This is a genomic window from Aquamicrobium soli (assembly GCF_042646345.1).
GTDB classification, from domain to species: domain Bacteria; phylum Pseudomonadota; class Alphaproteobacteria; order Rhizobiales; family Rhizobiaceae; genus Mesorhizobium; species Mesorhizobium soli_A.
Map to the genome: position 1 here is coordinate 253497 of NZ_JBHRTK010000016.1, position 25830 is coordinate 279326.

Here is a 25830-nt window from a genome sequence, read left to right on the forward strand (position 1 = left end):
GGGGGGATGGTTTCATCGCTGTTAATGAAAAGCTGAAAATTCGAATCGGATGGACCAGGCGGTGCCTGGCCCATCCGGTTCTGGCGCTAGGCCTTGTGATGGACTTCCTGCAGGCCGTAGACCGGCGTCGGGATGCCTTCCTGCCGGGCCTTCAGTTGCAGCGACAGATATTGCGAGTAATGCCGCGACTGGTGCAGGTTGCCGCCGTGGAACCACAGCGCCGCCTGCTGCGTCGGCTTCCACATGTTGCGCTGCTCGCCTTCCCAGGGGCCTGGGTCCTTGGTGGTGTCGGAGCCGAGCCCCCACACCTTGCCCACCTTGTCGGCGACCTCCTGCGAGATCAGGTCGGCGGCCCACCCGTTCATCGAGCCGTAGCCGGTGGCGTAGACGATCAGGTCGGCCGGAAGTTCCGTGCCGTCGACGAATTTCACGCCGGTTTCCGTCAGTTCCTGCACGGCCGCACCCTTGCCGCTCTTGAGCTTGATCGACCCGTCGATGACGAGGTCGCAGGCGCCGACATCGATATAGTAGCCCGAGCCGCGCCGGAGATACTTCATGAACAGGCCCGAGCCGTCGTCACCCCAGTCGTGCATGAAGCCGACCTTTTCGAGCGCGTCGTAAAAATCCCTGTCGCGCTCGTGCATCTGTTCGTAGAGCGGGATCTGGAACTCGTGCATGATCTTGTAGGGCAGGGAAGCGAAGATCAGGTCGGCCTTGCGCGTCGTCACGCCGTTCTGCACCGCCTGCTCGGAATAGAGCGAACCGAGCCCGATATCCATCAGCGTGTCGGACTTGACGATGTGGGTGGAGGAACGCTGCACCATGGTGACGTCCGCGCCGCCTTCCCACAGCGCCGCGCAGATGTCGTGGGCGGAGTTGTTGGAGCCGATCACCACGACCTTCTTGCCACGGTATTTTTCCGGGCCGGGATGCTGCGAGGAATGCTGCTGCTCGCCCCTGAAAATGTCCTGGCCCTTGAATTTCGGCATGTTCATCTTGCCCGACATGCCGGTGGCCAGGATCAGTTGCTTCGGCTTGAGCGTGATTTCCTTGCCGTCGCGCTCGACCACCACGGTCCACTCGCCGACCTTTTCGTCGTATTTGGCGGACTTGGCGGTGGTGGAATTCCAATAGTTGAGCTCCATGACCTTGGTGTACATTTCCAGCCAGTCGCCGATCTTGTCCTTCGGCGCGAAGACGGGCCAGTTCTTCGGGAAGTCGATATAGGGCAGGTGGTCGTACCAGACCGGGTCGTGCAGGCACAAGGACTTGTAGCGCTTGCGCCAACTGTCGCCGGGCCGCTCGTTCCTTTCGATGATGATGGTCGGCACGTCGAGTTGCCGTAGCCTTGCGCCGAGCGCGATGCCGCCCTGGCCGCCGCCGATGATGAGCGCGTAGGGCTGGCGGGAGTGTCCCAGTTCGGCGATCTCTTCCTCGCGTTCCTCCCTCCAGCTTTTGCGGCCCTTGCCGTGGCCGTGCTTGGCGCCGAGCGGCCGGGTGAACCCGGCCTTTTCCTCGTGGCCCTTCAGTTCGGCCATGGTGGTGAGGAGGGTCCAGATCTTGCCGTTCTTCACGCGGATATGGCCATAGCCGCGCGCAACCTCGGTTTCGAAGCTGATCCAGCTTTCGATCAGGCCGTCGGATTCGGTGGCGTCCTCACCCTCCGCGATCTGCCAATGCGAGGGCTTCGTCCTGGCAAGCTGGCTTTTCAGCATGGCGCGTATCTGGTCGCGGCCTTCCATGGTCTTGATGTTCCAGGTGAAGGTGACAAGGTCACGCCAGTAGCAGTCTTCCTGAAAACAGTCCGCGGCCTTGTCGATGTCGCCGGCCGCCAGTGCCGCGCCGAATGTATCGAGCAGGTCCGAGAGTTTCTTGTTGGGGGCCTTGTCCAGCATAAATTTCCTCCGCTGCTTTCCTCACCGCCTCGCATCCGTGGTGCGATATCCGCAGTATTCCGGCAAACGCGGACCCTGTCATGCCCCACCATAGTCTGACGCCTTTTCCGGAAGCCGAGGGCCCGTCCGTCGCGATCTTGTGATCGTTTCCGCCCCCGTCCCGCCATCGCATGCGGAGATAACGGTGGGGCAGGCGCGGGCCCTTCGAAGAAGCGAACCGGCGGCGCGCCGGACCGGGACGAGCGATGGACAGGAGGTCCTTATGAATGGGTTCTCGATCCGCTCGATTGGCAGAAGCGGATGCCTGATGGCGTTGGCGGCAGCCTTGGCCATGGGCGGCATAGCCGGCGGCGCGCTGCTTGTTCCGAAAGGCCATGTGGCCGCCGCGGCCGTGATTTCCACGACCGTCCATAAACGGCTTTCAAACTACGGAGCCTGGAGAACCTCGCGGCGTTTCGGCGAGGTTTGGGTGCCGTCCGTCGCGCGGGATTGGCGGCCTTATACCGATGGCCGCTGGATCTGGACCGATGATGGCTGGTACTGGCAATCCGAGGAGCCGTTCGGCGCCATCGTCTTCCATTACGGCCACTGGGTCTATGACGATGATTTGGGTTGGGTATGGATCGCCGGCGAGGACTGGGCCCCGGCCTGGGTGGTGTGGCGCGAGAGCGACGATGATATCGGCTGGGCGCCGGCGCCTCCGCCGGATTTCGAGGTGGTGGTGGCGGACGCATGGTGGGCGTTTGCGCCCGTTGCCGCAATCGGTGCCGTCAATATCGTGCGCGACGTACTGCCGGTCGAGGAGAACGTCACCATCGTCCGCAATACGACGATCATCGACAAGACCACGATCATCAACAACTACGGCAACCGCCAGAGCGTCCATGTCGGCAACACCGTCGTGCCGGTGAACGCCGGGCCGCCGCTGGCGCACCTGCCGAAGACCGTGCTTGCTTCGCTCAAGGCGGCCAAGGTGGCTCCGCCGGCAAAGGGCAGGATGGCGGCGGCGCATCTCGATACCGCCCACGGAGCCCTGGTCAAGCGGCAGGCCATGAAGTTGCAGGCGGCCAACCTGCCGGGCAATCGGGCCGGCGAGGAGGCGGGCGCCCAAGGTGGCGCCAATCCCGCGCCTGCCGGAAAGCAGGCCGCCATGACGCCAGCGAAGCCGCTGCCCGCCCACAAGGCCGCCTCGGCAGCAAGGATGAAGAGGTTGGCCGGAAACGGGGAGCAGTCCGCCAATGCCCGCACGCGCACGGCAAAAGCGGCACCGGCCAGGCATGTTGTTCCTCACCAGGCGGCCGCGAATCGCATGATGGTCAACCGGCTGGCGGCGAGAAACCAGGCCCACGACATGCGGATGGCAAGGATGCAAAGGGCGCATATGGCGCATATGGCGCATATGGACAGGCAGATGGCCCGGATGTCGAACTGGCACGCCGGCCCGGCGAGGATGCAGCGCAAGCCTCCGAAGTGCAATCCGCACGCCGGCGGCTGCTCACGCCATGGGTAGGTGCAAGCACACCGTTGCCTCAAAGATAAAACGGCTAGCGCCGCCGAGGGCATCGGCGGCGCTAGCACGCCTGGGGGACGAGCCTTGAAAAAGAGCCGGGCAGGCCAGTTGACAGCGCTGCTTTTTCGCCTCTATTGTCCGCGCCCATGAACAAGACGATCATTCTCGTAGTAGGAACGCGCGTGGGCAAGGCGGTGTGACCGCCGGGCAAAACCCTCCCATGCGCAAGACACAGGCTCCCTCGGGGGCCTTTTTTATTGCCTGAAACCGGACTAAACGAGCAGCAGCCGCAGGAATTGCGAAGAAAGACGGAACCACGACGATGAGCAACGGACAGAACGAACGACGCGAGATGACGGGCGCCGAGATGGTGGTGCAGGCGCTGATCGACAACGGCGTCAAGCATGTTTTCGGCTATCCGGGCGGCGCGGTTCTTCCGATCTACGACGAGATTTTCCAGCAGGACGAGCTCGAACACGTCCTGGTGCGCCACGAACAGGGGGCGGGACACGCCGCCGAGGGCTATGCCCGCTCCACCGGCAAGGCCGGCGTCATGCTGGTCACCTCGGGTCCCGGCGCCACCAACGCGGTGACGCCCCTGCAGGACGCGCTGATGGATTCCATCCCGCTGGTTTGCCTGACCGGGCAGGTCCCGACCACGCTGATCGGCTCCGACGGCTTCCAGGAATGCGACACGGTCGGCATCACGCGGCCGTGCACCAAGCACAACTGGCTGGTGAAGGACGTCAACGACCTCGCCAAGACCATCCACGAGGCCTTCCATGTCGCCACGACCGGCCGACCGGGCCCGGTGGTCGTCGATATTCCGAAGGACGTCCAGTTCGCGAAAGGCTTCTACGTCTCGCCGCAGACCGCGCCGCGCACCAGCTATCATCCGCAGGTCCAGGGCGACCTCGACAAGATCAAGGCCGCCGTCGAACTGATGGCCGGCGCGAAGAGGCCGATCCTGTACACGGGCGGCGGCGTCGTCAACTCCGGCCCCGAGGCGAGCCATCTGCTGCGCGAACTGGTCGAGCTTTCCGGTTTTCCCATCACTTCGACGCTGATGGGGCTCGGCGTCTATCCTGCCTCGGGCAAGAACTGGTTGGGCATGCTCGGCATGCACGGCACCTACGAAGCCAACATGGCCATGCACGACTGCGACGTGATGGTGTGCATCGGCGCGCGTTTCGACGACCGCATCACTGGGCGCCTCAACGCCTTTTCGCCGAACTCCAAGAAGATCCACATCGACATCGATCCGTCCTCGATCAACAAGAACGTGCCGATCGACATCGGTATCATCGGCGATTGCGGCCGGGTGCTGGAGGATATGGTGCGGCTGTGGCGCGCCACCGTGAAGCCCGAGAAGAAGGCGCTCTATCCGTGGTGGGAGCAGATCGCCCGCTGGCGCGCCCGCGACTCGCTCGCCTACAAGGCCAACCCCGAAGTCATCATGCCGCAATATGCGATCGAGCGGCTTTACGAACTGACGAAGGACAAGGATACCTACATCACCACCGAGGTCGGCCAGCACCAGATGTGGGCCGCACAGCACTTCCATTTCGACAAGCCGAACCGCTGGATGACCTCCGGTGGCCTCGGCACCATGGGCTACGGCCTGCCGGCCGCGCTCGGCGTGCAGATCGCGCATCCGGACGCGCTGGTCATCGACATTGCCGGCGACGCCTCGGTGCAGATGACGATCCAGGAAATGTCGGCCGCGGTGCAGCACAACGCCCCGATCAAGATCTTCATCCTCAACAACCAGTACATGGGCATGGTGCGCCAGTGGCAGCAATTGCTGCACGGCAACCGGCTGTCGCATTCCTATACGGAGGCGATGCCCGATTTCGTCAAGCTGGCGGAAGCCTATGGCGGCCACGGCATCCGCTGCGACAAGCCGGACGAACTGGACGACGCGATCAAGGAGATGATCGCGGTCAAGAAGCCGGTTCTGTTCGACTGCCGCGTCGCGACGCTCGCCAACTGCTTCCCGATGATCCCGTCCGGCAAGGCGCATAACGAGATGCTCCTGCCCGACGAGGCGACCGACGAGGCCGTTGCCAATGCCATCGACGCCAAGGGCCGAGAGCTGGTGTAAGGTTTGGAATTAAGTACGCAAAAACAGATAATTGGCGTAATAAATTAAGATCGAGATTGAATATGAACGCACAGCTTCAACCCACCGGCTCGGCCTATTTCATCGCCAAGGACGAGGCGTCGCCCGAAAAGCACACGCTGTCGGTGCTGGTCGACAACGAGCCGGGGGTGCTGGCGCGCGTCATCGGCCTGTTCTCCGGCCGTGGCTACAATATCGAGAGCCTGACGGTCTCGGAGACCGAGCACGAGACGCATCTTTCGCGCATTACCATCGTGACCAGCGGCACCCCGCATGTTCTGGAACAGATCAAGCACCAGCTCGAGCGCATCGTGCCGGTGCACCGGGTGGTCGACCTCACGGTTCGCTCGCATGAGCTCGGGCAGGAGCGTCCGCTGGAGCGGGAACTGGCGCTGGTGAAGGTCGCCGGCACCGGCGTCTCGCGGGTCGAGGCGCTGCGGCTGGCCGATGCCTTCCGCGCGCATGTGGTGGATGCCAACACCGAGCACTTCATTTTCCAGATCACCGGGAAAAGCTCGAAGATCGACCAGTTCATTTCGATCATGCGTCCGCTCGGGCTGGTCGAGATCTGCCGCACCGGCGTTGCCGCGATGAATCGCGGCGCGCAGGGCATGTAGCCGCCCGCTTTTACCAACCCACATCTGCCGATCCTTTCGCGCGCAACCCGCGTGAACGGCCGGATTCCGTTCTCCATTAACATTATTCGAGCCGGCATGGCTGGCCTGACAGGAACCCATCATGCTGACGGACACCCTGCTTGCCCTGATAGCGTATTCCTTCGTGACCTCGATCACGCCGGGGCCGAACAACCTGATGCTGTTGTCTTCCGGAGTGAATTTCGGCTTCAGCCGCTCCATCCCGCACATGCTGGGGATCGGCATCGGCTTCGTCGTGTTGCTGCTGGCGGTCGGCTCCGGCCTTGGTGCCGTGTTGAGCGCGTTTCCGGCCCTGCATACGGCGCTCAAGATCGCCGGCTCGGCCTATCTGCTCTACCTCGCCTGGAAGATCGCGATGACGCGTTCGGTGAGCGGCAGGGAAGGGCAGAACGTCCGCCCCCTGACTTTCCTGGACGCAGCCGCCTTCCAATGGGTCAATCCCAAGGCGTGGGTGATGGCCGTGACCGCGATGGCCGTCTACAGCGACCCGCGAAGCCCGTTCGTCTCCGTGCTGCTGATCTCGGCGGCGTTCGGTATCGTCAACCTGCCCTGCATTTCCGTGTGGGCGGGCTTCGGCACTGCGCTGCGCGGCTTCCTGGCCGATCCGGTGCGCCTCAAATGGTTCAACATCGCGATGGGCCTGCTGCTCGCGGCGACCCTTTGGCCGATGCTGCGCTGAACATTCACGCCAGCGCTTGAAGCCGGGCGCGCAACGTTTCCTTTACCAAATTCCGGATTTGCGGCCGCGCTGGGACACGCGGCCGCGAAGGTGTTTGACATTTGAACAAAAATAGAACAAATATCGAACATAGGAAAAACAGGAGAACGTTATGACCGATCTCGTTCACGATGTCCTTTCGCTGGTGTGCATGAGTACCTTCCTTGTCTCCATGGCGATCTGGATCGGAGCCTTGTGAAATCGACGTTTGGCCTCAAGCCCGCTCGCGCTCGGCCGGTGTGATGGCCGCGCTGCCGAAGACGGTCTTGAAAGCCGCCAGCAGAGCGTCGTCCAGGTCGGCCATCGTGACCGGCAGGCCGAGGTCGACCAGGCTGGTAACCCCATGCTCCTGCACGCCGCAGGGCACGATACCACCGAAATGCCCGAGGTCCGGCTCGACATTGATGGCGATGCCATGGAAGCTTACCCATCGTCGCAGGCGGATGCCGATCGCGGCGATCTTGTCCTCGGCGGGAGAGCCGTCGGGCATCGGCGGGCGGTCCGGCCGCACCACCCACACGCCGACGCGGTCCTCGCGCCGTTCACCGCGCACGTTGAAGGCCGCCAGCGTGGCGATGATCCAGGCTTCCAGCGCGGCGACGAAAGCGCGCACGTCCTCGCGCCGCCGTTTCAGGTCGAGCATGACATAGGCCACTCGCTGGCCCGGGCCGTGATAGGTGTATTCGCCGCCGCGCCCCGCTGCAAAGACCGGGAACCGCTCCGGGTCGATCAGGTCCTCGATCCTCGCGCTGGTGCCGGCCGTATAAAGCGCGGGGTGTTCGACCAGCCAGACCAGTTCCGATGCGGTGCCGGCCCGGATCGCTTCGGCCTGCGCCTCCATGAAGGCCAGCGCCTGCGGGTAAGGGGTCAGGCCGGGCTCGATTCGCCATTCGACGGGAGGAGAGCCGGGCAGGGGAAGAAACGACGTGGCGAGCTGGCTGCGGTCGGTCATGGGAATTCTCGGATAGACGGGGTTTCATATGGCGGCGATTGCGCCAAAGGTCCAGTCCGGCGGAGCCGTTCCGGCTATTGTCGGTCATGCACGATTATTGCTCGACGCACTCTTGTTTCGTCCAGAACGATTTGCTACACGCCGCGAGCCGGTTGTTACCGGCTTCTACCACGTGCGGTCGTGGCGGAATTGGTAGACGCGCAGCGTTGAGGTCGCTGTGGGGCAACCCGTGGAAGTTCGAGTCTTCTCGACCGCACCAATGAGTTTTCAAGAACCCATGTTTTCTGCCGCTTTGCGGCCCGATGTGTCCCACGTCAGAACCATGCATGGGACACTTTGACCCGTTCCATTGCTTTCAGGGCCAGCTTCCAGCGCTGGACCCGGCGTGTGTAGACCTCGCTCGTCTTCGCTTCCGAATGGCCGTGAATCGCCATGATCTCGTATTGGCTGCATCCGAGCTCGGCTAATAGCTCCCCCAGCCCCTTGCGGACCCCGTGGGCTGACCGATTCGTCAATCCTGCATCCACGCACCATCGTTTGAACATGGCGGATGCGCTGTCGCCGCTGGCATAGGGTTTGCCGCCGCGGCCAAGCAAATAGGTGGCTCCCTGGATCTTCGGCGCGCGCGTTGCGTCTTTCAGCGGCGCAAGCAGCGGCACGGATACCTCGGAAGAACCTTTCTTCAGCGGCTGCCACCGTACCGCAGGGACGCCATCGATAACGCATTCATGCGAGCGGCCGAGGATGGTTGTGTCCTCGATGCGGCATCCGGTCCAGAGCAGGACCGACATGGCGACATGGGCTTTCGTGCCCTTTTTGTGGTGCGCGAAGAACTGCTTTACGTCTGCTCCGCTCCAGGGCGTTGCGCCATCACCCACCTCATAGACCTTGTCGATGCCACGGGCGGGGTTCGTCCCGACGTGCTTGCGCTTGATCGCCCAATCGTACATCACCGCGACGGCTTCGATAAATGCATCGGCCTGAGCCGGTGTTCCGGCCATCTCATCCTGCATCTCGATCAGCTTTTCCTGCGGGACCATCATTTTTCGGTCCGGATGAAGCAGCAGGCGTTTCAGCAGGTTGCGCTTCTTCTTTAAGGTCTTGTGGCTGGACGTACCGGCCTCGACCCTCGTTTCCAGATGCTCGAGGTACTTGTTGACCAGCCAGGCTATCGATTTCGGCTTCGCGTAATCGGAGGCTTCCTTGAGCGGTTGGGGTTTCTCTCCGCGCCGGGCTGCAAGATATTGGCGTTGAAAATCCTCGTGCCCCGGCCCGCAATGGATGCGGATACGCTTCTTCCGTTCGCCTTCGGGTCGCACACGATACCTCACGTTGCCAGACGGCAGCGGTTCGATAACAAGACCCGGATAGTCGACGCGCATGGATGGCCTCACCATTCTTCCAGGCCGCCATCCTCTTCCTGGGGTTCGACGCGCTCAACGTGGCCACAGTGGATTTCGATCTGTGCACCGCTTACGCACACCTTATCAACAGACAGGCCGGCATCCTGCAGAGCCTTCAAGGCGGCCCGTATCGCCTTTTCGCTGGTGCGCACTCTTGACCGGCGTCCGTCGGCAACAAGTTCGCTCGGCGGAACGTGCTTACTCACCGTCCACCTCCTGGCGGGCGACTGGCAGGACGACCCATTGCCACACCTTGCGGTCGAAACGGATCAAGCCGAGCCGTTTTAGTTTCGTGCGCGCCCGATCTCTGGCGCGGTCGCTGTTCCCGTATTTCGGGTCGCGGACCAAGCGCTCCAGCTCGAGTTTCATATCTGCGGTGAGTTCCGGCGCCCGCACCGCCTCCTTGCGCTCAGTCATGGCGATGGCTCCGCTTGTTTGACGGAGAGCGTTAGTCCTTCGCCGCGCTGGAGGCGGTCGACAATATCCTCATAGGTGACCTGCGCCGCGTATTCATCGCCGCAGATAAGTTCGACGGTCACAGTGTCGAAAAGCACGCTGATGGCGATCTTGGGCGGCGTAGCCAGGATTTCGCGCTCACCGGCCATCATCGCGCTCCTGTGCGGAGAGGCGGCGCGCCCGGATAATGCGGCCAAGCTGCATCATCGAGACTTCGAGCGCACCCGCTGACACTGCGCGCGCCCGTTTGGAAAGCGCGATGTCGAAATGCTCATGAGCGGTGCCAGCCTTCTGGAGCCATTTCCGCTGGACGCCGATTCTGTCTGCCATCGCCAACAGTTCATCGGTGCTGTCGGCGATCATATGGCACATCTTCATCCGCCCGAATGCGGCCTGCATGTTGTCCACGTAGACCGTCACGGCTGCGGCTCCTTCTGGAGGGCGGCAGGATCATGCGTCCCGGCAAGCGCCATACGGATATTCTGGCACGTATCGAGGATGCCGATTTCACGTTCAGGGATGGTGTGGCGTGGCGCGAAGCGTGTATCGTAGCTTTCGAGCAAATCGGTGACGCGGTTCTGCGCCTCCCGCAGCCTGTCCCGCTCGGCCAGCAGTTGCAACTCGCGCTCACCGCCGACACCAAGCAGTCTGGCTTGCTCCAGATTTTCGGCCGTCAGCGTCTCCACCTGCCCTTGGAGGCGGACGATTTCATCGGCAAGATCAGCGGCAGCCTTGCCCTCGCGCAGGAGAAATTGCGCTAGACGTTCCGGCGTTCCGGGATCGACGTAACCTTCAAGTTGGTTCGCGCACTCGTAGATGTCGCGACCGTTGATGCGCGGAATCTTGTCAGCCTGCATCGCGCCCTCCATCGGCAAGGGCGGCTCGGCCGGCGGGAGTGATGCGATAGCAGTTGCCGCCTGTGGAGGATTGCCCTAGGCGTTCGACAAGACGGTTGTATTCCAGCCAGACTAATTTCGGAGTGGCCCAATAGGCTGAATGCCCAAGGTGGGTAGAAATTTCCGGTCCTGTCGGCGGGGCGTGAAATTCTTTCAGGCGCGCCAAATACGCGAGAACGAGCGTCCGCGCTTCCGTCAACTTCACCATCTCACTCTCCCTTCGGCTGGGGTGCGGCGGGGAGGGGCATCCAGTGGGTGAATGCGTTATCCTCGAACGGGTCGATATGATCGCCGAGGCCGTGCGCGGCTAGCCGCTCAGCGTAATCATCTTCGTAAACGTCGAAGGGCTGATCGGGCCAAACCCAAGCCGAAACCTCATCATCCCACCGAACGATAACAACGCGGTCGAGATATCCGCCGCCCTTGCCGGGGCGATAGGCAATCAGCCACGTCCCGTCCTTCGGCGCCGATGACATGTCCCGCCATCCCGGCTGGACTGGATGGGCGATGGCGGAAACCAAAGTGTCTTGATTTTCGATGATCCAGTAAAGCGCCGAAGCCCACTCGCCATATGCGGTCAAGTTCTCGCGCTGATGCCAGTCGCTCGCCTGCCAGTGAAAGCCTCGGTCGGTGCGCGGGCACTTATCCAACTTTGCCAGCAACTCTTGCAGCGCCTTCACCGCCACCGCCTGCCCGCTAGGGGCTGGGTGGGTGAGAGACGCCTGATGCAGATTGAGCGCATCGCACATTGCCTTGCGGTCATCGTCAGTGACGGGGCGACGGAAGTGCAGCCGAAGGACGCGGTTGTCTTCCACGTCGCCTGACATCGCCTTTACCGGCAGCGCGCGATCCGTGAACCATGTATCTTGCACCGCCTGCCCGCCTGCGCCTATGGCGGCAATACGGTCGGCCAAGACCTGCTCGCCGGATAGCGGCGGCGCTGACAAGAACACTTCGATCTCGGCCTTGCCCGCCTTGTCAGCAGCGATGGCCCGAAGCAGGCACATGGCTTGGATGCGGTGGCCGTCGAACTGCAACGCTAGGTCTCGCCACTGGCTTTCGGTGTCTTCTTCCGAATCTGCACCTATGGCGGCGGTGAGGGCTGCGCGAATTAGATCATCGCCGTGAAGATGACCCAGATCACGCCCCCAAATGATTTTGCGGGCCGCCTCGACCATCGCATCCGTCACCTGCGCCGGATTGGTGGGGGTGGTGGTTTTAGGGTGGGTCATGGCTTTTGCCTTTCGTGAACAGGCACGTATTTGTCGCCGTAAATGGCTGCGAGCGTGACCTCGTTGGCAAACGCGACAGCCGCTCGGTGGTCGCCCTGCATGGTGAAACCAAAGAAATTCGGGTTTGCGCAGATGCCGGTCAGCGCCGCATTGAAGATGGCGCGATAGCCGTCATGGTTCGTATTCCAGTACGGAACGAAGTCGTTGACGATTTTGCCGTTGCGGTCTGGGTCATCAGGATCAATCATCGCCACCCCCTTCCCGTTCACCCTTGGCGGGTTGAGAGAGGGAGGCGAGGGCGGCGTCAATACGACGAATTTCCCCAAACTTATCGTGCCCATACAGACGCATCAGATTTTCACTTACGTGCCGACGCGCTTCCCGCAACGCCTCCACCACACCCGGAGCAGGGCTTGGGGATGGGGCGCGGCGGTTCCATGCAGCGTGGCATTCTTTGATCGGCGTTACCGGATCAATGCAATCCTGCGGGAAAGGAACGTCAGGGCCGCGAGCGCCACAGAAGCACCAAACGGATATACGGTCGCTGGACGCGCCTTGGGCGACATTGCGAGAACCGCAGAACGGGCACGGAAGCAGGTCAGACATGGCGCACCTTTCGGATGATCTGTTCCGCCGCCTGCACGTCTCCCGAGACTTCGTAGAGACGGACGGCTAGTTCAAACGGGTCGATTTCGTGGGATCGCCAGAAGGCGAGTTCTTCGCCGGAATGCTGTTGGCGATGCTCCTCGGGCGTCAGGGGAAGCGTCCAGCAGTCGTCGGGCTTCTGGCCCTTGCCGGTCCACTTCTTGCGATGGACGGCGCTTCCTGCCCGGATATGGCAGGCCTCGCAGCCGTACTCACCGGATACGACGGACGGCAGAAGGCGGATGAATGCCAGGTGGCGAGGATCTTCAATCCGGCGTGTCTTCTTGCTCGACGGGTCGAAGGCGAAGGCCGTGGGAGGTTTTGGAAAAGCAAAGGCTGCCATCACACGATCTCCCTTGTCTCGACGCCAACAATCCCGGCGATGAGTTCCAGGGTATCAGCGGCGTCTTGTTCGCCGTAGCAGACCAGCTTGCACTGCTTGAGGACCGATCCAGCCTTGTCGCGGGCCGCTTGGGAAGTGGTCAACGGCGCGCTGTTGCGAAGATCTCCGGCAACTCCGGAAACCAGGTCCTGCTCGCCGACGCCAGTGGCAGCCCAAAGCTGCTTAGCAACGGACAGGAGCCAGGCTCGATCCTCGTCGGATAGGTCGGGAGCCGAAGACGCGGACTGACCATCAGCCGCTCCAATGTCTCCGGCTCCCTCATCAACACCGTCGTTGCCGGCGTCGGAATTATCGGCAGCGGGATCGCCTACGCTGGACGTGGAAGCGTCCGCGCTGCCTTCGTCGGTGGAGGTGGCTGACGATTGGGAATTGTCTTCGGTTTGGGTGCTGTCAGCCTCGCCAGTGAGCGCGGCCGTCTCGCGGGTCACAAAGGACTGATCGAAGCCTTCGCGCGCCTGTGGGGCTTCCTGACGGGCCTGTAGGCGGGACATGACCGATGGCGTGACGTCCTTTGCGTTGGTCGGGCCGAAGTTCTCGGCCTCATCCCGGTCATAGACGCCAAGGATCACTTCCGGGCAGTGCCGGCGAGCCCATGAGCGGGCCGCGAAATAGCCGAGCTGCTGCCGCGGGTCCGACTTCCACAAGGGCGAGTTTTTGGTGGTGATGGCTCCGATCGGTGGCGTCTCGTATTCGCATTCCTGGCCGTCCAAGACACCTGTCACCTTGCACGACAGGTCATTGCCTTCGCCGATGAACTCGTACCGGAGCCGACCCTTGATGCCAGAGCGGGTATTGACCACGGCGGCGATAAGTTGCGCCTCGTAAGCTATGGCACCATTCACCGCATAGGACTTGGAAGCGACGGCAAACGGCGACATCTGCCATTCAAGGGCTTGGAGCGCGACGGCCATGCAGGCGCCGGCGTTGCCGCGCAGATGCTTCGGCAGGGCGATATCGGCCCGGCACATGACCTCCGCGAAGCGAACGACCTCACCAAGGTTCTGCGGGGCGATCGATGCGCCGCCGGCGCCGACTGCAATGCCGATCTCGCGTGTCGAGGTCTGGTCAGCAGGAACGAGCTGGTTCATTTCCAATTCTCCGGATTGATGGATTTGGCGCGCCACGATGCGCGAATTGCCGGCATTTCCTGCTTGCAGGCGTTCCATGCGTACCAAGGTGCGGATTTCACTTCGCGCCAGAAGGTCGAGACATAGGTCCAGTCCAGAACAACCGGAGCGACGATGATGATGGCGAGGCGAGCGAACATCAGGCGGCCACCGCGTTCAGTTCAGTATCGATCCGCGTCCTTGCCCATGAGGGCATTTCCACGAAAGAGATATGCTGGTCGTGCCCATCGAACCCAGGCCAATCCCCGCGCTCGATACATTCGGCAAGGATCGCCAGCCCGCGCATTGCCTGGCGCTCGCCAAGGTCGATGTCGCTGTCCTTCAACTGCATGATCCGCACGTCGTAGGGCGGCTGCTTCTCGACAAAGGCGAAGGTGAAGGAGGTGAAGGCGTCGGGGCCGAGCACGTCACGGACGACCATGCGGGTGAAGCCGGCCTGCACATGATAGCCGTGGGCGTAGATCGCCCGCGACAGGCTTTCGTCGTCGACCGATGCCGCGGTTTTCAGATCAACGAAATCGCCGCTGGCGTTCGGGATGACGTCGGGCCGGCTTTTCAGCCAGATGCCGTTGCGCTTGGTGAACAGCGACCGTTCGATGCGACCATTCAGGATGCCGAGCCGGACCGCCTCCTTGGACTGGATCGCCGCCGCCATCTGGCGGATATGGCCGATCTCGGTTTCTGTGATGACCGTCTTGCCGGCCTTGGCCGTCTTTTCCAGCCATTCCTTGCAGGCGTTGGCATTGGCGTTCCAGAGCTTCCAGTTGCCCTTGTCGTCTTCGTACTGCTTGGGGCGAAGGGCGTAGCGCTCGGCAAAGCCATCCTCGCCCAGGAGTAGCATGTGAGCCGCCTTGCCGAAGTCGAGTGCCGGTTTGCTCTCCGGTTCCTCGCGGTTCGGATTGTACGGGCTGGTCCACCAGTATTCGAGCGGCCGGCGCAAGATGGCGCGCACGCCGCTGGAGGAAATCGAGAACCCGTCGAACAGGTCCGGGTCATGGTGATACCGCTCGATGTCGACGTGGGCATAGACACCCTTCTTGTCGATCTTGCCGCCGCGGTAGACTTGTTCGTTGCTGAGGCCGTCGATCAGATTGCCAACGACGGCGCCGACGGATTGAAAGCGATCGGGCTCGATGCGGTCCATTATGCCGCCCTTTCCATAGGTTCGGGATTGTCGATTTCAGCCTGGGCGATCTGCCGAATGGCCTCGGCGTGTTCGAGTTCGCCGGCGTCGGCGCAGATGACCATCCAGCGTTCCAGCGTCTCCCGCTGCAAACGGCTCATGGCGATCAAGGCCAGTTCTTCGATGTGGTCGGGGGAGGCGGTACGCATTACTCTGCCGCCTCCGCTTCGGTGAGGTCAGGCGCGGAAAGGTCCGGGATCGCCTGCAACAACGCGATGATCTCGCGATAACCGTCAGACAGCTTGTCGTAGGCCGTCTGGAAGTGATCCCGCGTCAGGTCTTCGCTTTCCTTGTCGTCTGGAAGTACGGCGTCCATGGCGCGCTCGATGACTGTCATGGCGGCGCGAAGGTCGGTCCGTCTCGCCATCCGCTCCGTCGGCGTCGACGGTCCCCATCCACGCCGGAGCCGGTCAAGCTCCTGCCGCTCGGTCAGGGATGCGTCTTCCCATGTGCGGAGCAGTTCGACATGACGCTCATGCGCCCGTTGGAGGTCGCGGCGAAGCTCGGAAGCAAAGCGCAGGGCGACACCCGGCTTGACGATGCATCCGAGGACGGCGCAGATGGCCGCTAGTTCTTCTGCCGGTTCCATCACGCTGCATCCTTGCTGGCGAGCCGCATCCGGTTCTCGCGGTTGAGCTTGTGGCGGAACCACTCGCGCTCGATCATCTCGGCGCGGATTTCCGCAATCTGCTCGTCGGTGAAGAAAGACAGGCCGCGATGCCTGACGATGACGCGATCAAGGGCCTTGTCGAACTCGCGGCCGAATGTGGAGTTCTGGAGATTGATCTGGCGCTCGTGACGGGCGCGCGGAGCGGTTGCCGTCGACATCACAGTGCCCTCACGAATCGGCCATCAGGATCGTTCCCGCCCAAGCCGCGATAGACATAGCCTTCGCCAGCAATGGCGCGGGAAATCAGTGCGTCGTCAGCTGCGGCCGCATTGGCGATTTCAGCTGCCAGCGCCTTCGACAGCGCATTGCCTGCGAACAGGTTCTTGCCGTTCAGGTAGACGCCATCGACCATGACAGCAGGAACGCCCGCATCCAGTTCGACAGAAAGCTCAACCTCGCACTCGACGTCGTAGATCGTGTCGATGCCCAGGGCTTCGTCGTGGGCTGTGTGGCAGAAATCGTAGCGAGCCATCTTCGTTTCCTCTCATCGTCCAGCCAGATCGGCCCGAGGGGCTTCTTCGTGGCTGGTGGCTTGTCGTACAACATGTACGATTAAGATGCAAGTACGTTTTGTACGATTTTTGTTGCGCCGGAAATTTTGTACGATTATGTCTGTCTGCGTCGGGCTGGTTTTGAGTTGCCCGTCGCCACGGATTGCCTACCCCGGAAGGGATGGCCTCACGGCAGAGCGGCTAAGGCTGCTATGCAGGTGCAGTAGGATGAGCGTCGGTCGTTCCGTGGCAGTGTCGAAGACCGGGGGCTCTGTAGGTGTCATCGCCACCTGAAAAGCGATGAGGGCGCGCAACGACAACGGGAGATCGGCCCCGGCGCGTGAGGCTCACCAGCCAATAGAAACCGACCATGATCCGCAGGTGGAACGGGCCGTCATATGGCCAGGCGGGGATGCATACGGGAACCTCGAATACTCGGCTCATTGCTGAAACCCGATGCAGTACCCTTGGGCTGGGGTTCCTCCCGGTCCCGAGGGATTGCTGCGCCGTTTCCTGAAGCCTGACTATTGCTGGAAGGTGCTGAACCTTGAAACCTAAGAGAAATCGGAAAACACGGGCGACCGATAATCGTAGAGCGCCTACCTCTCAGGAAGAATCTCTACGCGCGGGCGAAAAGCCGTGGCAGCGGCAAACCCGCACGATCCATCAATTTCCTAGATGCTTCGCGTATCTCAAGGCGATGCGGATCAAATTCGAAGATCCTGCGATGCACGACTATTGGGCGGCCGTGATCCTGTCGGATGCATTCCCGGACGCGAAACTAGCGTCGATCGGCACTGTGAATTTCGACACGATGACCGGCCGGCAGCTTCTGACAGCTTTCGAAGCGATCCTGGCCGAGAGGCCGAAGCGGACGAAGGCGCGGAAGCTCAAGCCGGTGAGCGAAGTCGAGAAGATCAAGGGCGCGGCGAGTGAGGCCGAAATAATCGCGGCCATGACGCTGAAAGGCGGATGGAAGGCTGTCACACTCGCGGGTTGGGGCATCGCTTGGCCGCCACCGCAAGGATGGCGTAGGAAACTGGTCGAGAATTTCGAGGCGAGGGCAGGGTAATGGACAACCACCACACAGCAGTATGGGCAGCCATCGATCGGATTGCAGAGCACCGCGGTCTGACGCCTTCCGGGTTGGCGCGGATGGCTGGCTTGGACAAAACCGCCTTCAACCTATCGAAGCGGACAAGCCGTTACGGCAATCGATGGCCGTCGACGGAGACGATAGCTGCCGTGATCGATGCGGTCGGGATGACCTGGGCGGAATTCGGTCGCCTGGTTGATGGTGGCTGAAACGAAAACCCCGGCTGGAGCCGGGGCTATAGGTGTCAAGCCTTTGCGGCGGTTTTGCCTAGAGGGGTATCGCTCAAAATGGAGGCGATAGGCTCACGTAGCGGCGTCCACAGGTTGACCACGAACGGCCGGATCGACCCTGAAATAAAATATGCGGCGACGAGCAACGGCGAAGCCGCTAGAAGCCATATCGCAATCCACGTCATCGCCAGCGGGTTGTTCCAATCCTCTATCTGGCCGGCAAGATCGCGAATGCGCACTGCTCTAGGATCATTCCAGAAGCGGCTATTTTTGAGGCTGATGCCCTCGCTGATCTCGACCGCTTTGCGGTGGATACGTTCCGTGCTTGCCCCGATGGTCTCGATCCGATCATCGTAGTTCGTGGCCGAGACTTTCCATCCCTCGTATGCCGCGATCGCCAAAGCGCCGAGGATCGCGAATGGGACGAACGGCGATGCGATCAGAAGATGCACCGCACGCGATCTCTCGATCTCGTGCCGAAGCCACGCGCGATCTTCCTTGGCGAGGTCTTCGCGGACCATGTCTTCTACAAGCGACAGTATCTCACGTCGGCGTGGTCGCAGATACAGCGAAGCTGCCAACTGGATAACCCCGCATACTGGCAGGGCCGCCAGAAGCCAAAATGCGGGCTCGCGGAAAAGCTCATTCATCTCGTTCACCAAGCTTGTCACGGTTCAAACTTTCAAGCTTTGCTCGGTCTATAGATAGGAGTTCAGTTAACAGGTATGCCACGAAATGTACCATCAAAAAGAAGGCCACCAAAGGGCGATGGGTTCCAAGCCAGTCCCGAACATTAAGATCGAAAACAAAATCAATGGCTTGGATTAGAGCTACTTGCGCTATGAGGTGCACAAGATAAGTCCAGATCAGCCATCTGGTGAGCCAGTGTTGCAAAATGCGCCCCGTTCAGCCTTTCGACCTTATCCCTCTTCGCGTACCTTCCGGCCCGTCTCCGTCATCCCACGTCCGGCCCTTCCGCCTTCATTCGTTCCCATTCTTCTGGCGACAGCGCGGCCTTCAACGCAACGTCCGCTTGCTCAAGGTAGCCTTCCCATTGTGGACGGCCTCGGAACATCGTGTTTTCTGGAATGTCGAAATAGGAACACAGCGCGCGGGCGGCGCGCTCACGGGGCGATTTCTGCTTTCGTGCCATCACCAAATCCTCCCCAGAGCATAGGCAACCATCGCGCGTCGAACGCCGGCCTGCAAGTAGGAAGTGCTATTTTGGGGAGGAAGGTGGATTGCTAGCAGGCCTGCGGCGGTTCTTAGCGAGGATCCTTGCCGCTGCAATCAAGATCGCCTGGTCGTCCTCGTCCAGCGCCTCGAAAAAGGGACGCAGCACCTCCGCCAATTGAAGCAAGGCGTCGTCAGGCCCAAACGATCGTTCCAGCCGCTTCACCACTTCGTCGTTCAGGCTCTTGCCGCCACGATCAACGGCTGCCTGCAACTGTTCTCTGAGGCGCTTGGGCATCCGTAATGGAAATGGCGACGATGTGGGCGAAGTCATGCCCGGCTTATGGCCGAAAGATGATGCCCGCGAAATAGCTTCACAAATGCGGTTCTGACGTCATCAATACCCGCTATTCACAGGGCACCGCTACAAATTGAGCGTTTCTGTTAACTGGCTCGGCCACTCCGTAGTCGATCCTTATTGACAGGGCGATTAGGGAAATGTTCCTATAATGTTCTCAAGCATGGCGAGGCGGGAGTGACCAAGCAATTCACGGAATACGTTTGGCAGCGGGTTTGTTTTTGCAGAGAGTTTAGGATGATCAAAGTTCGACCGAAGTACCCTTCACGAAACCACGAGATCGTCGCGCATCTACGGGACGCGGCCGGGGCCGTTGCCCCACTCGATCAGAAAATGGTTGTGAAGCGGAAAGCTGCGGAAATCTCAATCGCTATGGCACTTTTGCATGGCGGGGATTGGCAGGTCCAGATTGATCATCGCGACGGGTTTGTTTTGGTGACTCCTCGTCTTTGACGAATCCTGCGCGGATGATGGCAATGGCCCTGGGCAAGGATTTCCGATCAACCCCAAAGGCTAGTAGAGCGGCTCTGAGTTGAGCTTCTGTGTCCGCCGCCACGTTACGCGCTTCTGCTTTCGGTGGGGAGGTATCGCCGTACAGATACCATCCGGCAGTGTGTCCGAACACTTTCGCGTAAGTGGCTGCAGCATTCCTCGAAATCGGACGGTTGCCGTTGCAGTTGCTGACCATCAAATCCATACCCACGCGGCCTTCCTTTAGCGCGCGTTGGTTCTTGGTCCATGCGTCGACCGGGCCGTCGTAATCGGCGATGGCGGCGCGCAATCTGTCTTTCGGCTCTGTCATTCGTACAACATCGCCGATCATCGTCGTTCAAGGTGTACGATTTTCGCTTGCAATGGCGTCGTACGTATTGTACGAAAATCAGCCATGGACACTCCAAGCACGATTTCTGGCCTGATTGGCAAATGGGGCAAGCTCACCGAGTTCGCCGCCGATGTCGGTTGCGGATACGAGGCGGCACGCAAAATGCGGGATCGCGAAAGCATCGCGCCTGAGCACTGGGCCAAGGTCATCGCCGCCAGCGAAGCAAAGGGCATTCCGGGCATCACATACGAGTGGCTTGCTGTTCGCCGCTCCGCTCCCGCTGGAGAAGCGGCATGAGCATGGTCCCCTATGTGACGCTCGGCTTGATCACGTTGACGGCCATCGCGAACGTCTTTGTTGTGTGGTCTCTCCACCGCATTTCCAGGATCAATCGCGGCTGCGGCTCCTCCGTGAAACGGGAGGGCGGCAAATGAGCAAACACCGTAACGAAGTTGAATTCGCCGGAATCGTGCTTGGAAGCCGTGCCGACTCGATTGAGGTAGGCAGTCGCGGAAACCGTTCCCGAGGCGAGTTCCGCCGGGAACGTATCGACCATGGGTCTCGGCTCCCAACTCGGCTCGGCGTCTTTGTAGACCTGTTCGTTGGGAAGCATCTTCCCACCGGCGGGCTGCTCGAAGCTGACTTTCAACAGGTCGATTGCTACCTGCGCCCGATTGCGCATTTCGATCGTGATGCAGGTCCAGGCCGGTTGATGGTCGACGGGGCTCGGTGTCGCGGTGACAAGAGGCAGGGGCAATTCCGCCGCCTCCTTGGCAAGCGCGAATTGGCGCTGCGAAATGATCGCGGCCCATACCGCGCCGACGGCTGCAACCAGCGCCGCAACCAGCGTTCCTATCGCAATCCAGTCCATTCGCCCCTCCCGTCCCCGGCACATCAAACCACGGCATCGGCGTTCCTCCAAGTCGCGAGGTCCGCATGATCCGCATCGCCCCTGCAGAGGATCACGGTCTTTCCCTCGACGTCATCCAGATCGACGGTGGCACGCAATCGCGAGCCAACGTCAACGATCAAGTCGTCAACGACTACGCCGAGGCGATCAAAGCCGGGGCGACGTTCCCGCCGATCGTCGTGTTCTACGACGGCAGGAAGCATTGGCTGGCCGACGGCTTTCATCGCTTCCACGCCTACCAGATGGCAGGCAAGTCGAAGGTCGCTGCCGATGTGCGGCAGGGCACCCGCCGCGATGCGATCCTGTACAGCGTCGGCGCCAACGACACGCATGGGCTTCGCCGCACCCGCGACGACAAGCGCCGGGCTGTCCTGACACTGCTGAATGACGCTGAATGGTCGAAGTGGTCGGATCGGGAGATCGCACGGCAGTGTGCGGTCAGCCCCGATACCGTCGGTCGCGTCCGCAAGGAAGTCGGGCCGGTCACTGTCCGATCGGACAGTGAGGATCGCTCCTACACCACCAAGCATGGCACGACCGCCACGATGAAGACGGCAGGCATCAACGCCAGCCGCACTCAATCCCAAGCGAAAGTCTCCGAGGACAACGGCAGCATCACCGGCGGGGCCGGCGCTGTGACGGGAGAGGCGAGTAGGCTCGCATCCGGGCGAACGGATGCAGGGGGGGCGGCTTCGGTCGACCTCCCCACCAATTCCGATGCTGTCGGCGATACCGACGCAATCCAGTCGCCGTTCGACCGCGCCAGCGACGAGGGCAGGGCGCTGTTCCTTGCCCGGAACAATCTTCAAGAACAGCCGAAGGTCGAGGCGCACGACGCGGAGGCATGCAACACCCACAGCAACGCCGTCGACCCTGCGTCTACTGTCACAGACGGCCGCGCCAACATGGAGCCTGACGATGTAGATCGCAGCGCGGAGCGCGCCAGCAGCGCCGTGGAAGTCGGCGCACCAATTTCGCCCGAAGGGGCACACGAGAAGCCGGCGTCGGGGCTTTCTGCCGCCCATGCAGACGACGCCAAAAGCGACAGTGACCGTAACCCTGTCGATGAAGCTTTGGTGACAGCCGGAGAGACGGCACAGAATTCCCAATCGGACGACGACGCATTCTCCGAGGTGAAGGGCACGGCGAGACCTGAGAACGCCGCTGGCGTTGAACCGACGTCGTCCGACAACCCATCGGCGGCTCACCCCGTCGAGGCCGTGGCAGATAACCCCCAGGTCCCCCGCCCATCTGCCTCGGCCAAAGAATTCCCTGACCCGCAGTACTCCGGGGTCGCGACGGCCGACCCGGCACACCAAGTCCCGAAGCTTTCCGGTGCAAAAAGCGATGTTCCTCACGTCGTCGGTCAGGGCTGCACTGAGCAGGTGGAGTCGTTCGGATATTCGGGACAAGAGGACGCCAGCGCGACGCAGGCCCGGAATGAGCCGGGAAGTGTGAGCGGGGCTACCGTCACCAATTTCGCGGCGATGTCGAAGGCCGATCAAATCCGCCTCCTTCGTCCGCACTGCCAGCATCCCAACGATCTCGAGAAGTGCGGCGGCTCCGGCCGCAACCATTGCCACGCCTGCAAGAAGGCGATGGCGGAAAGCGAGGCGGCATGAACTATCGCGACTGGCACGTTGGGATGAAGGTCGTCTTCGTCGGCAGTGAAGGGTTCCTGGTCGCAGGCCGTTCTGCGCGCCTCGAAATCGGTCACGTCTACACGATCGCCGACCTGCACATGAGCAGCATCGGAGACGAGGTCCGCGGTGGCGGTGGGGAGAGATACATCCTCAGCGAGGATGCGCTGTACATCAGCTTCGGCCAGAAGATTTGGTATCACGCTGGCGCGTTCCGTCCCGTTGAACCACGCAAGACCGATATCTCCATCTTCCAGCAACTGCTTTCTCCCTCGAAAATCAAAGCGAGGGCAGACGCATGAGCGCGACCCTCGTCCAGTTCGCCGGCGACGATAAGCGGGCCCGGCAGAAGCCATCGGCGCTGTCCCTGTTCGATCTTGGGTGCGACACCGTCGAGATAGCCAAGCGGCTGGGCGTCGAGGAGCATGTCGCCTCGCGCCGGCTCAATGCCGAGCGCTGCAAGGCCAAGGGGCTGCCACTCGAGACTGCCCCGTCGCCGTATAGGAAATCGCGCGTGAAGGACTGGCTGGCTGGCGAACATCCCGGGATCGGGAGGAGCGGCCTATGATGCTCCTGGTCGCCACCCATCTACTCGCCGTAGCAATCGGCGTCGTCTGCACCTGGGCCTATGCGCGCATCAAGATCGCTGAGATCAAGCGCGACGATCTTTCGTTTCGCATGGCGCCGACCATTTCCAATTCCATAGAGGACGCCATTCGGCGCGCCGGTGTGTGATGCAAACGGTGAATCGTCGTTTGCCGGCCTGTGCCGGCGGTCTTTCTCAAACAACTCCAACTGGATCGGACGCTTTGCTGCCAGGCGGTGTGTTCGATCCATCCTTCATTCCTTTCCTGCCCTTTGCCATCGAGCCGAGGGTTTATCCGAACTTCGCCGGTTCGACCGGCTCAGTCGCTCGTGGTGACGGACACACCATAGGCGAAGGGAAACCATCATGTCCGACACCAAGACGGTACGAATCCGTACCGAATGCAGGGTGAGTGCAATGCGTACGAGTGCTTGCGCAGCGGAGTCATTCCAACTGCTCAACGCCGGGGCGAAATCAGTCTGGCGTGGTCAGGGCGACACCTGGACAGCTGCTCGCGACAGGGCGGCCGAAGAGGCTGGCGTCACGCCGGCTCAGGCGGAACGGCTCCAGAAGAACTGGAGAACCATGAAATTCCCGAACGGCGACGTCTATCGCCTGCTCAGGAACAAGTACGGGCATCTTTGCTCGTTGATTGAAAAAGCCGGCGACGCCGTCGAGGCCAAGCGGCTGGAAATCGAGGAATCCTATGCGGTTAGGAAAGGGCCTGTGTCGACTGGCACGGGAGACAACGATGCTCGGCATTAGCTGGGCGCGGCATGGCGGCTCGTCTCGGACCGTCGCCATCGCCTTGGTCGGAGCCGCTGCGGCGGTGACCATCACAGTCCTCGTCATCAATGCCAACGGCATGGCGCTGGACGGACAGCACACGATCCAGCGCGCCACGGCCGCCTGGTAATCTAAAGGAGATCAGCATGGCGAAGAAGACGACGCGGATCAACGAAAGCGACCGATACGATCCGTATACCTCGCGCGCTAGCCTTATGGACGATGCGCCGAAGGGTGAAATCCCGACCCAACCAAATACACTGCCGGCCGAGGACGCGGTTCTTGCGCTCAACCTGGCCAAGATGATCGCCGCCGACACTTTGCTCGACGGAGCGAAGGCAGACCACAAGGCGGTCAAGCAGCACGTCGAGGCGAAGGGCGTGAATCTCAAGGCCCATTCGCTGGCCAGCAAGATTGTCTCGTCGGGCAAGGTGGCAGAGTACATCGAGCTTTTCAGCGACACCCTCAAGTACCTGAAAATCCGCGGCCGTCCGGTGCAGACCAGTCAGCTTGAATTGCTGGTGACGGAAGATGATCGGACGCCGGTCGATGATCGCGCCCGCGAGGAAGGCCGGTACGCCGGCATCATGGGGTATCCCGAAAGCAGCAACCCGTACTCGGTTGACAGTGAGCACGGGCAAATCTGGCTCACGGCCTATCGGGGCGGTGAGGACGAGCGAAAGCTGATCCTCGATCTAGAGCCGGCAGAAGGCTCTGAACTGATCTCCGGCCAGTCCGACGATCCCTTTGCTGATCCCGAAGCGGAGGCAGCGTGATGCCGGAGGGCAAGCGCAAGTTCATCGAGGACGCCGCTCGTGTGATTGATGGACGGGTTGCCGCTTTGAAAGCGGAGTTAGCCCGCGACGAAGCCAGCGGCAGGGCGGAGTATTACAATTCGTCGGCCGACCGTGCCGCAATCGCTGAAGCTGAGCACTGCGCGAGACTTATCCGGTACTTGGGCAAGGCTCCGTATCGCGGCGATCCTTACGATGTTGCGCTCAAGAGATGGAGCACCGGCCGCTAATGGCTGCGCCCACCATCGCCCGTGTCATGCGCGCCGCCGCGATCATCATGCGCATCCGGCGCGCTGACCTCCCCCGCATTTCCATCTGCCTGCACTGCGCGGGCATCCGACTTGAGGTGTGAACATGCTAAATATTCTCAAGCGCGCCGCCGGCTTCGGCGAACCCGATCTGATCCCCGACGATGAATTCGCATCTGCCATGGATGCGTTCCCGGTCCAGCCGGAACCGACGATCCTGGATAGGTCGGCCACTGTCGTCAGTACGTTCCTAGACGGCGCTCGTTCGCGCCGTGCAGATCTCATGACGCAGATTGCCGGATTGACCGAGGAACTGCGCCAGACGGACTTGGCTATTGAGGCATTCGAGCCGGTCTTGCTCAAACTGGATGACGGCTACGATCCAGCCGCAGACGCTCGCAATGAAGTGGTTCCCCATCCGAAGCGCCGGCAATCAAAGCCGATGCTGGCTGCAGCGGAATAGGAGGGCGGCGATGCGCATCTACCTCGCTGGTCCGATGACCGGCATTCCCCACTTCAACTACCCGACGTTCAATTCGGCAGCGAAGGCGCTCCGGGCGGCGGGACATATCGTGTTCAACCCGGCCGAGCATGACATACAGACCCACGGCAAGGATATCTCCAATCCCGACGGGTGCGAGAAGCAGGCCGCTGCCGAGCACGGTTTCGACCGTCGCGCGGCCCTGAAAGCCGATCTGGCATGGATTTGCGACAATGCCGAAGCCATCGCGCTTTTGCCTGGCTGGCGAGCGTCTTCTGGTGCCACCGCCGAGCATGCACTGGCGAGCGCTCTCCGTCTCCAAGTCATCGAACTGGCGGAGTAGGGC

41 protein-coding genes and 1 tRNA gene are annotated in these 25830 nt (G+C 61.5%); 18 read left to right on the forward strand and 24 right to left on the reverse strand.

Features of this window, described 5'->3' with window-relative positions:
• Positions 1 to 86 precede the first annotated feature (86 nt).
• Complete coding sequence (locus tag ACFOHJ_RS17770; protein ID WP_378222856.1) at positions 87 to 1895, reverse strand: NAD(P)/FAD-dependent oxidoreductase; 1809 nt, start codon at positions 1893 to 1895, stop codon at positions 87 to 89.
• 307 nt (positions 1896 to 2202) lie between these two features.
• Between ACFOHJ_RS17770 and ACFOHJ_RS17775 the strand changes: the two genes are divergently transcribed.
• The 4 genes from ACFOHJ_RS17775 to ACFOHJ_RS17790 all read left to right on the forward strand — a co-directional run bounded on the left by ACFOHJ_RS17775 (position 2203) and on the right by ACFOHJ_RS17790 (position 6862).
• Positions 2203 to 3405, forward strand: a complete 1203-nt coding sequence (locus tag ACFOHJ_RS17775; RefSeq protein ID WP_378222859.1) for a DUF6600 domain-containing protein — start codon at positions 2203 to 2205, stop codon at positions 3403 to 3405.
• 322 nt (positions 3406 to 3727) lie between these two features.
• On the forward strand, positions 3728 to 5509 hold the full coding sequence (locus ACFOHJ_RS17780; RefSeq protein WP_378222862.1) for an acetolactate synthase 3 large subunit: 1782 nt from the start codon (positions 3728 to 3730) through the stop codon (positions 5507 to 5509).
• A 62-nt stretch (positions 5510 to 5571) separates the two neighbouring features.
• Positions 5572 to 6144, forward strand: a complete 573-nt coding sequence (gene ilvN, locus ACFOHJ_RS17785) for an acetolactate synthase small subunit (protein WP_378222865.1) — start codon at positions 5572 to 5574, stop codon at positions 6142 to 6144.
• A 121-nt stretch (positions 6145 to 6265) separates the two neighbouring features.
• A complete protein-coding gene (locus ACFOHJ_RS17790; RefSeq protein ID WP_378222868.1) occupies positions 6266 to 6862 on the forward strand; it encodes a LysE family translocator in 597 nt (198 codons plus the stop codon).
• Positions 6863 to 7115: 253 nt separating this feature from the next.
• On the opposite strand, the gene lipB is transcribed toward ACFOHJ_RS17790, so the two are convergent.
• Positions 7116 to 7853, reverse strand: coding sequence for a lipoyl(octanoyl) transferase LipB (gene lipB, locus ACFOHJ_RS17795; RefSeq protein ID WP_378222870.1), 738 nt, complete (start codon positions 7851 to 7853; stop codon positions 7116 to 7118).
• A 174-nt stretch (positions 7854 to 8027) separates the two neighbouring features.
• Here lipB and ACFOHJ_RS17800 point away from each other — a divergent pair.
• A tRNA-Leu gene (locus ACFOHJ_RS17800) sits at positions 8028 to 8112 on the forward strand.
• 55 nt (positions 8113 to 8167) lie between these two features.
• Here ACFOHJ_RS17800 and ACFOHJ_RS17805 read toward each other — a convergent pair.
• From ACFOHJ_RS17805 to ACFOHJ_RS17885, 17 genes are all read right to left on the reverse strand, one after another.
• The gene (locus ACFOHJ_RS17805) at positions 8168 to 9235 is read right to left on the reverse strand and encodes a tyrosine-type recombinase/integrase (protein WP_378222872.1); all 1068 of its coding nucleotides are present in this window, start codon (positions 9233 to 9235) and stop codon (positions 8168 to 8170) included.
• Between the two features lie 8 nt (positions 9236 to 9243).
• Positions 9244 to 9462: a hypothetical protein gene (locus tag ACFOHJ_RS17810; protein ID WP_378222874.1), complete on the reverse strand. Its 219-nt coding sequence runs from the start codon at positions 9460 to 9462 to the stop codon at positions 9244 to 9246.
• On the reverse strand, positions 9455 to 9673 hold the full coding sequence (locus tag ACFOHJ_RS17815; protein ID WP_378222877.1) for a hypothetical protein: 219 nt from the start codon (positions 9671 to 9673) through the stop codon (positions 9455 to 9457). The genes ACFOHJ_RS17810 and ACFOHJ_RS17815 overlap by 8 nt, the downstream gene beginning before the upstream one ends.
• A complete protein-coding gene (locus tag ACFOHJ_RS17820) occupies positions 9670 to 9864 on the reverse strand; it encodes a hypothetical protein (RefSeq protein WP_378222880.1) in 195 nt (64 codons plus the stop codon). Before ACFOHJ_RS17820 ends, ACFOHJ_RS17815 begins: the two co-directional genes overlap by 4 nt.
• The gene (locus ACFOHJ_RS17825; protein ID WP_378222882.1) at positions 9851 to 10132 is read right to left on the reverse strand and encodes a DUF4031 domain-containing protein; all 282 of its coding nucleotides are present in this window, start codon (positions 10130 to 10132) and stop codon (positions 9851 to 9853) included. Before ACFOHJ_RS17825 ends, ACFOHJ_RS17820 begins: the two co-directional genes overlap by 14 nt.
• On the reverse strand, positions 10129 to 10569 hold the full coding sequence (locus tag ACFOHJ_RS17830) for a hypothetical protein (protein ID WP_378222885.1): 441 nt from the start codon (positions 10567 to 10569) through the stop codon (positions 10129 to 10131). Before ACFOHJ_RS17830 ends, ACFOHJ_RS17825 begins: the two co-directional genes overlap by 4 nt.
• Positions 10559 to 10816, reverse strand: a complete 258-nt coding sequence (locus tag ACFOHJ_RS17835; RefSeq protein ID WP_378222887.1) for a hypothetical protein — start codon at positions 10814 to 10816, stop codon at positions 10559 to 10561. Before ACFOHJ_RS17835 ends, ACFOHJ_RS17830 begins: the two co-directional genes overlap by 11 nt.
• A gap of 1 nt (position 10817) precedes the next feature.
• Complete coding sequence (locus tag ACFOHJ_RS17840) at positions 10818 to 11840, reverse strand: hypothetical protein (protein WP_378222890.1); 1023 nt, start codon at positions 11838 to 11840, stop codon at positions 10818 to 10820.
• A complete protein-coding gene (locus tag ACFOHJ_RS17845) occupies positions 11837 to 12088 on the reverse strand; it encodes a hypothetical protein (protein WP_378222893.1) in 252 nt (83 codons plus the stop codon). The genes ACFOHJ_RS17840 and ACFOHJ_RS17845 overlap by 4 nt, the downstream gene beginning before the upstream one ends.
• A gap of 350 nt (positions 12089 to 12438) precedes the next feature.
• A complete protein-coding gene (locus ACFOHJ_RS17850) occupies positions 12439 to 12828 on the reverse strand; it encodes a hypothetical protein (RefSeq protein ID WP_378222896.1) in 390 nt (129 codons plus the stop codon).
• Complete coding sequence (locus ACFOHJ_RS17855; protein ID WP_378222898.1) at positions 12828 to 13976, reverse strand: recombinase RecT; 1149 nt, start codon at positions 13974 to 13976, stop codon at positions 12828 to 12830. Before ACFOHJ_RS17855 ends, ACFOHJ_RS17850 begins: the two co-directional genes overlap by 1 nt.
• On the reverse strand, positions 13973 to 14155 hold the full coding sequence (locus ACFOHJ_RS17860) for a hypothetical protein (protein ID WP_378222901.1): 183 nt from the start codon (positions 14153 to 14155) through the stop codon (positions 13973 to 13975). Before ACFOHJ_RS17860 ends, ACFOHJ_RS17855 begins: the two co-directional genes overlap by 4 nt.
• A complete protein-coding gene (locus ACFOHJ_RS17865) occupies positions 14155 to 15159 on the reverse strand; it encodes a PD-(D/E)XK nuclease-like domain-containing protein (RefSeq protein ID WP_378222903.1) in 1005 nt (334 codons plus the stop codon). Before ACFOHJ_RS17865 ends, ACFOHJ_RS17860 begins: the two co-directional genes overlap by 1 nt.
• Positions 15159 to 15347 (reverse strand): hypothetical protein, encoded by a 189-nt coding sequence (locus tag ACFOHJ_RS17870; RefSeq protein WP_378222906.1) that lies wholly within the window; start codon positions 15345 to 15347, stop codon positions 15159 to 15161. The genes ACFOHJ_RS17865 and ACFOHJ_RS17870 overlap by 1 nt, the downstream gene beginning before the upstream one ends.
• Positions 15347 to 15787: a hypothetical protein gene (locus tag ACFOHJ_RS17875; RefSeq protein ID WP_378222909.1), complete on the reverse strand. Its 441-nt coding sequence runs from the start codon at positions 15785 to 15787 to the stop codon at positions 15347 to 15349. Before ACFOHJ_RS17875 ends, ACFOHJ_RS17870 begins: the two co-directional genes overlap by 1 nt.
• Positions 15787 to 16026 carry a hypothetical protein gene (locus tag ACFOHJ_RS17880; RefSeq protein ID WP_378222911.1) on the reverse strand — a complete coding sequence of 80 codons (240 nt, stop codon included), beginning with the start codon at positions 16024 to 16026 and terminating at the stop codon, positions 15787 to 15789. The genes ACFOHJ_RS17875 and ACFOHJ_RS17880 overlap by 1 nt, the downstream gene beginning before the upstream one ends.
• Positions 16026 to 16340: a hypothetical protein gene (locus ACFOHJ_RS17885; protein ID WP_378222912.1), complete on the reverse strand. Its 315-nt coding sequence runs from the start codon at positions 16338 to 16340 to the stop codon at positions 16026 to 16028. Before ACFOHJ_RS17885 ends, ACFOHJ_RS17880 begins: the two co-directional genes overlap by 1 nt.
• Before the next feature lie 566 nt (positions 16341 to 16906).
• Here ACFOHJ_RS17885 and ACFOHJ_RS17890 point away from each other — a divergent pair.
• Together ACFOHJ_RS17890 and ACFOHJ_RS17895 are read left to right on the forward strand one after the other, a co-directional pair.
• A complete protein-coding gene (locus tag ACFOHJ_RS17890) occupies positions 16907 to 17431 on the forward strand; it encodes a hypothetical protein (protein WP_378222915.1) in 525 nt (174 codons plus the stop codon).
• Positions 17431 to 17664 carry a helix-turn-helix domain-containing protein gene (locus ACFOHJ_RS17895; RefSeq protein WP_378222918.1) on the forward strand — a complete coding sequence of 78 codons (234 nt, stop codon included), beginning with the start codon at positions 17431 to 17433 and terminating at the stop codon, positions 17662 to 17664. The genes ACFOHJ_RS17890 and ACFOHJ_RS17895 overlap by 1 nt, the downstream gene beginning before the upstream one ends.
• A gap of 35 nt (positions 17665 to 17699) precedes the next feature.
• Here the strand turns inward: ACFOHJ_RS17895 and ACFOHJ_RS17900 are convergent, their stop codons facing one another.
• The 4 genes from ACFOHJ_RS17900 to ACFOHJ_RS17915 all read right to left on the reverse strand — a co-directional run bounded on the left by ACFOHJ_RS17900 (position 17700) and on the right by ACFOHJ_RS17915 (position 20039).
• Entirely contained in the window at positions 17700 to 18335 is a 636-nt protein-coding gene (locus ACFOHJ_RS17900; RefSeq protein WP_378222920.1) for a hypothetical protein, read from the reverse strand.
• Positions 18336 to 18640: 305 nt separating this feature from the next.
• Positions 18641 to 18838 (reverse strand): hypothetical protein, encoded by a 198-nt coding sequence (locus tag ACFOHJ_RS17905; protein WP_378222922.1) that lies wholly within the window; start codon positions 18836 to 18838, stop codon positions 18641 to 18643.
• A gap of 66 nt (positions 18839 to 18904) precedes the next feature.
• Positions 18905 to 19192, reverse strand: coding sequence for an Arc family DNA-binding protein (locus tag ACFOHJ_RS17910; protein ID WP_378222925.1), 288 nt, complete (start codon positions 19190 to 19192; stop codon positions 18905 to 18907).
• A 394-nt stretch (positions 19193 to 19586) separates the two neighbouring features.
• A complete protein-coding gene (locus ACFOHJ_RS17915; RefSeq protein WP_378222927.1) occupies positions 19587 to 20039 on the reverse strand; it encodes a hypothetical protein in 453 nt (150 codons plus the stop codon).
• A 63-nt stretch (positions 20040 to 20102) separates the two neighbouring features.
• On the opposite strand from ACFOHJ_RS17915, the gene ACFOHJ_RS17920 reads away from it, so the two are divergent.
• On the forward strand, positions 20103 to 20336 hold the full coding sequence (locus ACFOHJ_RS17920) for a hypothetical protein (protein ID WP_378222930.1): 234 nt from the start codon (positions 20103 to 20105) through the stop codon (positions 20334 to 20336).
• Between the two features lie 10 nt (positions 20337 to 20346).
• Here the strand turns inward: ACFOHJ_RS17920 and ACFOHJ_RS17925 are convergent, their stop codons facing one another.
• Positions 20347 to 20910, reverse strand: coding sequence for a hypothetical protein (locus tag ACFOHJ_RS17925; protein WP_378222933.1), 564 nt, complete (start codon positions 20908 to 20910; stop codon positions 20347 to 20349).
• Positions 20911 to 20975: 65 nt separating this feature from the next.
• On the opposite strand from ACFOHJ_RS17925, the gene ACFOHJ_RS17930 reads away from it, so the two are divergent.
• The 10 genes from ACFOHJ_RS17930 to ACFOHJ_RS17975 all read left to right on the forward strand — a co-directional run bounded on the left by ACFOHJ_RS17930 (position 20976) and on the right by ACFOHJ_RS17975 (position 25827).
• The gene (locus tag ACFOHJ_RS17930) at positions 20976 to 22571 is read left to right on the forward strand and encodes a ParB/RepB/Spo0J family partition protein (protein ID WP_378222935.1); all 1596 of its coding nucleotides are present in this window, start codon (positions 20976 to 20978) and stop codon (positions 22569 to 22571) included.
• Positions 22568 to 22891 (forward strand): hypothetical protein, encoded by a 324-nt coding sequence (locus ACFOHJ_RS17935; RefSeq protein WP_378222936.1) that lies wholly within the window; start codon positions 22568 to 22570, stop codon positions 22889 to 22891. The genes ACFOHJ_RS17930 and ACFOHJ_RS17935 overlap by 4 nt, the downstream gene beginning before the upstream one ends.
• The gene (locus ACFOHJ_RS17940) at positions 22888 to 23157 is read left to right on the forward strand and encodes a hypothetical protein (protein ID WP_378222939.1); all 270 of its coding nucleotides are present in this window, start codon (positions 22888 to 22890) and stop codon (positions 23155 to 23157) included. Before ACFOHJ_RS17935 ends, ACFOHJ_RS17940 begins: the two co-directional genes overlap by 4 nt.
• Entirely contained in the window at positions 23154 to 23324 is a 171-nt protein-coding gene (locus ACFOHJ_RS17945; RefSeq protein ID WP_378222942.1) for a hypothetical protein, read from the forward strand. Before ACFOHJ_RS17940 ends, ACFOHJ_RS17945 begins: the two co-directional genes overlap by 4 nt.
• A 217-nt stretch (positions 23325 to 23541) precedes the next feature.
• Positions 23542 to 23940 (forward strand): hypothetical protein, encoded by a 399-nt coding sequence (locus ACFOHJ_RS17950; RefSeq protein ID WP_378222943.1) that lies wholly within the window; start codon positions 23542 to 23544, stop codon positions 23938 to 23940.
• Positions 23927 to 24091, forward strand: coding sequence for a hypothetical protein (locus ACFOHJ_RS17955; protein WP_378222946.1), 165 nt, complete (start codon positions 23927 to 23929; stop codon positions 24089 to 24091). The genes ACFOHJ_RS17950 and ACFOHJ_RS17955 overlap by 14 nt, the downstream gene beginning before the upstream one ends.
• A 16-nt stretch (positions 24092 to 24107) precedes the next feature.
• On the forward strand, positions 24108 to 24737 hold the full coding sequence (locus tag ACFOHJ_RS17960) for a hypothetical protein (RefSeq protein ID WP_378222947.1): 630 nt from the start codon (positions 24108 to 24110) through the stop codon (positions 24735 to 24737).
• Positions 24737 to 24985, forward strand: coding sequence for a hypothetical protein (locus tag ACFOHJ_RS17965; protein ID WP_378222950.1), 249 nt, complete (start codon positions 24737 to 24739; stop codon positions 24983 to 24985). The genes ACFOHJ_RS17960 and ACFOHJ_RS17965 overlap by 1 nt, the downstream gene beginning before the upstream one ends.
• 124 nt (positions 24986 to 25109) lie before the next feature.
• A complete protein-coding gene (locus tag ACFOHJ_RS17970) occupies positions 25110 to 25466 on the forward strand; it encodes a hypothetical protein (protein ID WP_378222951.1) in 357 nt (118 codons plus the stop codon).
• A gap of 10 nt (positions 25467 to 25476) precedes the next feature.
• Complete coding sequence (locus ACFOHJ_RS17975; protein ID WP_378222953.1) at positions 25477 to 25827, forward strand: DUF4406 domain-containing protein; 351 nt, start codon at positions 25477 to 25479, stop codon at positions 25825 to 25827.
• The last annotated feature ends 3 nt before the right edge of the window (positions 25828 to 25830 follow it).